The sequence below is a fragment of the Klebsiella sp. K5-204 genome (assembly GCF_030128585.1).
GTDB classification, from domain to species: domain Bacteria; phylum Pseudomonadota; class Gammaproteobacteria; order Enterobacterales; family Enterobacteriaceae; genus Klebsiella; species Klebsiella quasipneumoniae.
Window position 1 is genome coordinate 1 of the sequence record NZ_JAKUZS010000027.1, and the last position, 5,074, is coordinate 5,074.

A 5,074-nucleotide genomic window follows, 5' to 3' on the forward strand; every position below is an offset into this window, starting at 1 on the left:
CGAAAATCATTCACGACCCGCGCCTGACGTGGAACACGGTGGACATCGTGACCCGCAGCGGCGGGCAGCCGGTGATGTCGAAGACCGGGCATGCGTTCATCAAGGAGCGGATGCGCCAGGAAGACGCTATCTACGGCGGGGAGATGAGCGCGCACCACTACTTCCGCGACTTCGCCTACTGCGACAGCGGGATGATCCCGTGGCTGCTGGTGGCGGAGCTGCTGTGCCTGAAGGACAGCTCGCTGAAATCGCTGGTGGCGGACCGCCAGGCGGCGTTCCCGGCGTCGGGGGAGATCAACCGCAAGCTGGGAAATGCGGCGGAGGCGATCGCCCGTATCCGGGCGCAGTATGAGCCGGCGGCCGCACACATCGACACAACGGACGGTATCAGTATTGAATACCCTGAGTGGCGCTTTAACCTGCGCACATCCAACACGGAGCCGGTGGTGCGCCTGAACGTGGAGTCCAGAGCGGATACGGCGTTGATGAATGCAAAAACCGAAGAGATTTTAGCTCTTCTCAAGTAATGCATTATCCATAATGGAAGCCATAGGGTCAGATTTTAATCGTATTATTGACCTTATGGCTTATTCTTGACATCCCACTGGTCAAAGCGTAAAACCGCCCACAGCATTATTTAATTTCGTGGCTATCCGCCATTACCCAGTTAACTGATTAAAGTGTAATCGAATGAAAATTACTATTTCCGGTACAGGTTATGTTGGTTTATCGAACGGTATCCTGATTGCGCAAAACCACGAAGTGGTGGCCCTGGATATCGTACAGGCCAAAGTGGATATGCTTAACCAGAAGATCTCTCCGATTGTCGATAAAGAGATTCAGGAATATCTGGCAGAAAAACCGTTAAATTTCCGCGCCACCACGGACAAGCACGACGCGTACCGTAATGCCGACTACGTGATCATTGCGACGCCGACTGACTACGATCCGAAAACCAACTACTTTAATACCTCAACGGTTGAAGCGGTTATTCGCGATGTCACCGAGATCAACCCGAATGCGGTGATGATCATTAAATCGACCATCCCGGTGGGTTTCACCCGCGACATCAAAGAACGTTTAGGGATTGATAATGTTATTTTCTCTCCTGAGTTCCTGCGTGAAGGCCGTGCGCTGTACGACAACCTGCACCCGTCGCGTATTGTCATCGGTGAGCGCTCTGCGCGTGCCGAACGTTTCGCAGATCTGCTGAAAGAAGGCGCGATCAAGCAGGATATCCCGACCCTGTTTACCGACTCCACCGAAGCGGAAGCGATCAAACTGTTCGCTAACACCTATCTGGCGCTGCGCGTTGCCTATTTCAACGAACTCGACAGCTATGCTGAAAGCCAGGGGCTGAACAGCAAGCAGATTATCGAAGGGGTATGCCTGGATCCGCGTATCGGCAACCACTATAACAACCCGTCCTTTGGCTACGGCGGCTACTGTCTGCCGAAAGACACCAAGCAGCTGCTGGCGAACTACGAATCGGTCCCGAACAACATTATCGCGGCTATCGTCGATGCCAACCGTACCCGTAAAGACTTTATTGCGGATTCTATTCTCGCCCGTAAGCCAAAAGTGGTGGGTGTGTATCGCCTGATCATGAAGAGCGGGTCAGACAACTTCCGTGCCTCTTCTATTCAGGGCATTATGAAGCGCATCAAGGCAAAAGGTATTCCGGTTATTATCTATGAACCGGTGATGCAGGAAGATGAGTTCTTTAACTCACGCGTCGTGCGCGACCTGGATGCCTTCAAACAAGAGGCGGATGTGATCATTTCTAACCGTATGGCGGAAGAGCTGGCGGATGTCGCGGACAAGGTTTATACCCGCGATCTGTTTGGCAACGATTAATTCTGCCTGTCTGACACTGGCGGCTCCCCGCCGCCAGTATGCTTCTTTATCTCCCCGCTATATCCCTCACTGCGCGTATTTCTCGCACATTCAGATTAACCTCAATAAATTGTGATGGACATTACGATCCTGCTCAAAACCCGTTGCGGGTTGAAAACAGGTCCGATAAGTTAAACTTACCTTGTGAAGAGCTACCGTCACTGTGATGTAGATGCCGGAGATAAGCGCCGGGAGGTAAAACGAAGCCTGCAACGCAGGCTTTTGTTATTTATGCCCTGAGGAAATATGAGGAACAGGGCGCGAGTAACGTTATTTTTTCTTGCCTTAAGGCCACGCCAAAACGCAGAATGAACGGTCATTCTGTCATATCATTTTTTTATCTCTTAATATTATCTTAATCTAAATGCAATATGGAGCGAGTCTTACCACTTGCGTTTATTAAACGTCAGTTTTGTTTTCTTTCTGTCTTTCAGATATGAAATTAAAAAGAAAACAGACACAGCAAGTAGTATGGCAGCGACCACTAAGAAAAATAGGTTTTCCATAATATCTACCACAGCTTTTTGTTGGTTGAATCATTAGCATGTTAAGCAACACGTCAGCCAGGAAGCGCTGAATTGCGATCTCTAACATATCCTGTTCTTAAGAAAATTCCTACAGAAAGTAATGTCTTTTATTTATCAGGAGAAAATGCTGAAGGAGCCATTAAAAATAGTATTGAAAAGAGTGACAGCAGGGGACCAGGCTTAAAGTTGTTGGCTTTTTCGCTGGCGGGCAGATGAAACTGGTTTCAGCACTGTCGTTAAAACCAGTAAAAATTATTCTTTAGCACAAAAAAGTATAGCCTGTGCCAGGCTCGGGTAAAGAAATGAATGATAAAGGAAGACAATACGGGATGCTTATCCGTTGCCGCAATCAGCGGATTGCGGCAGGGCAGAGACAGGTTAGATCTGATAGTAATCCTTATACCACTCCACGAAGTTCTTCACGCCTTCTTTCACTGATGTCTGTGGCTTAAAGCCCACCAGGTCATATAGCGGCTGGGTGTCTGCACTGGTGTCCAGCACATCGCCCGGCTGAATCGGCATCATATTCTTCTTCGCTTCCATCCCCAGGGCTTCTTCCAGGGCGGTGATATAATCCATCAGTTCCACCGGCGAGCTGTTGCCAATGTTATAGACCCGGTACGGCGCGGAGCTGGTGGCCGGGGAACCGCTCTCAACGGTCCAGTCGGCATTGGCCTGCGGGATCACATCCTGAACGCGCACCACCGCCTCGACGATATCGTCGATATAGGTGAAATCGCGCTTCATCTTGCCGTAGTTGTAAACGTCGATACTTTTCCCTGCCAGCATCGCTTTCGTGAACTTGAACAGCGCCATATCCGGGCGGCCCCACGGACCATAGACCGTAAAGAAGCGCAGACCGGTGGTTGGGATGTTATACAGATGGGAATAGGTATGCGCCATCAGCTCATTGGCTTTCTTGGTGGCGGCGTACAGGGAGACTGGATGATCGACGGAATCCTCCGTGGAGAACGGCATTTTGCGATTAAGGCCATAAACCGAGCTGGAGGAGGCGTATACCAGGTGTTTCACTTTGGTATGACGGCAGCCTTCCAGAATATTCAGGTACCCCATCAGGTTTGCGTCGGCGTAGGCATACGGGTTTTCCAGCGAATAGCGCACGCCGGCCTGGGCCGCCAGGTGGATCACGCGGTCAAACTGTTCTGCGGCGAACAGCGTCGCCATACCCTCACGGTCGGCAAGATCCAGCTGCTGGAAATGGAATGCCGGAGAGGACAGGCGATCCAGACGGGCCTGCTTCAGGCTGACGTCATAGTAGTCGTTCATGTTGTCGATCCCGACAACGTCATGCCCTTCATTCAGCAGGCGCTGCGCGATATGAAAGCCGATAAAACCTGCGGCACCAGTGACCAAAAACTTCATATTTTTCCTCCGGGGTGTGGATATCCCGTTCTACATAACGGCCGATTTTACACTGGCTTGCGGCTGGGATCACTTGCTTTGCCGCGTCTTATCCGCCAGGCGCGAAGTGAAGGGCGCTTTTTTCTGGCAAAATCGTGGTGGCAAAGGCTGATAAATAACAACGTTTCTCATTTGACTGTTAGCTGTCGAATAATAACCTTATGACCTGTCAGCGGTTTAGCGATTCATGGCGCAATCATAAAGGTCGCCAATCCCCCGGTATGGCGTAATTTTGTTTAAAGATATATTTTCGTCAGCGGATGATTTAGCAAATGGGCAAAATCTCTGTAGTGTTTTCTATGGTTTTTTGATGAATATCAATGGATTAGATTGGTTTTGTTTGTTTAGTGAATGTTTATAATGTGTATTATTTGAGTAATCCATTAATCAGTAGGCTTTTTTATTTTTATTCCCCGCGACCAGCGCTATAATCTGCGGACGATTTTCTTTGTGGAATGTGCAGTGTAGAGCATGAGTCGTTTATCCCTCCTGTCGGAACAAAGCGCCGTCGCCATGTGCAAAGGGCCATCAAGCCTGGCCGCGCGTTGTCTCCCTGGCGGCGAAAGCGATGTCTCTTCTTATCTTTCCCCGCATCGTGGACGCTCCTTTCTGACGCTTGCTGACACCGGCAGGCCGCCCGTTTCCCTTTCGTCGGTGGCGGAAAGCGCACGCGTGATACCCTGCGTAAATGAGAAAGTCCTGATGGTTAACCCGGCGGCAAATGCGGAAAGTGTGGGGCATTTCGCGGCCAGGTGAGGACAGATGCATATTAAAAGCAGAGATATGTCTCAGGACATATCTCTGCTTTTAGGTTTTCAGGACACCCGTTCCGTCAGGCTGGCTTTTCAGGCCGCTGAGTGAACGTTCTGCCGATAGCCTGAAGCGAAAGAGGGTGGCGTTTAGCCTGAAGCACGGGAGCAGTACGCATTTTGGTTGCGACAGCCAATGGCGGTAGCGTGCCTGAAAAAGGCCATTCCACCCGACGGTCGATTGATTGATAGTAAAATAAAGCAATTATTTATTTAAGGATTTCATTATGTTACTTCCTGTAATTATGGCTGGTGGTACCGGCAGTCGTCTCTGGCCGATGTCTCGCGAGCTCTACCCGAAACAGTTCCTCCGGCTGTTCGGGCAGAACTCCATGCTGCAGGAAACCATCACCCGACTCTCGGGCCTTGAAATCCATGAACCGATGGTCATCTGTAACGAAGAGCACCGCTTCCTGGTGG

General features: G+C 50.3%; 4 protein-coding genes and 1 pseudogene. 3 read left to right on the plus strand and 2 right to left on the minus strand.

The genetic code is table 11. The annotated features are described in order from the left end of the window. Nucleotides 1-527: pseudogene (rfbK, locus tag MKR05_RS26650) on the plus strand (O9 family phosphomannomutase RfbK); the annotation flags it as partial. A gap of 163 nt (nucleotides 528-690) precedes the next feature. Then, nucleotides 691-1,857, plus strand: coding sequence for a UDP-glucose 6-dehydrogenase (gene ugd / locus MKR05_RS26655; RefSeq protein WP_000704810.1), 1,167 nt, complete (start codon nucleotides 691-693; stop codon nucleotides 1,855-1,857). Between the two features lie 422 nt (nucleotides 1,858-2,279). On the opposite strand, the gene MKR05_RS26660 is transcribed toward ugd, so the two are convergent. Together MKR05_RS26660 and MKR05_RS26665 are read right to left on the minus strand one after the other, a co-directional pair. Next, entirely contained in the window at nucleotides 2,280-2,402 is a 123-nt protein-coding gene (locus MKR05_RS26660; RefSeq protein ID WP_000429184.1) for a small membrane protein, read from the minus strand. Between the two features lie 399 nt (nucleotides 2,403-2,801). Next, on the minus strand, nucleotides 2,802-3,806 hold the full coding sequence (locus MKR05_RS26665; RefSeq protein WP_101996938.1) for an NAD-dependent epimerase: 1,005 nt from the start codon (nucleotides 3,804-3,806) through the stop codon (nucleotides 2,802-2,804). 1,075 nt (nucleotides 3,807-4,881) lie between these two features. Between MKR05_RS26665 and MKR05_RS26670 the strand changes: the two genes are divergently transcribed. Next, nucleotides 4,882-5,074, plus strand: a 193-nt coding sequence (locus MKR05_RS26670; protein WP_167876883.1) for a sugar phosphate nucleotidyltransferase, incomplete at its 3' end; no start/stop codon positions are given.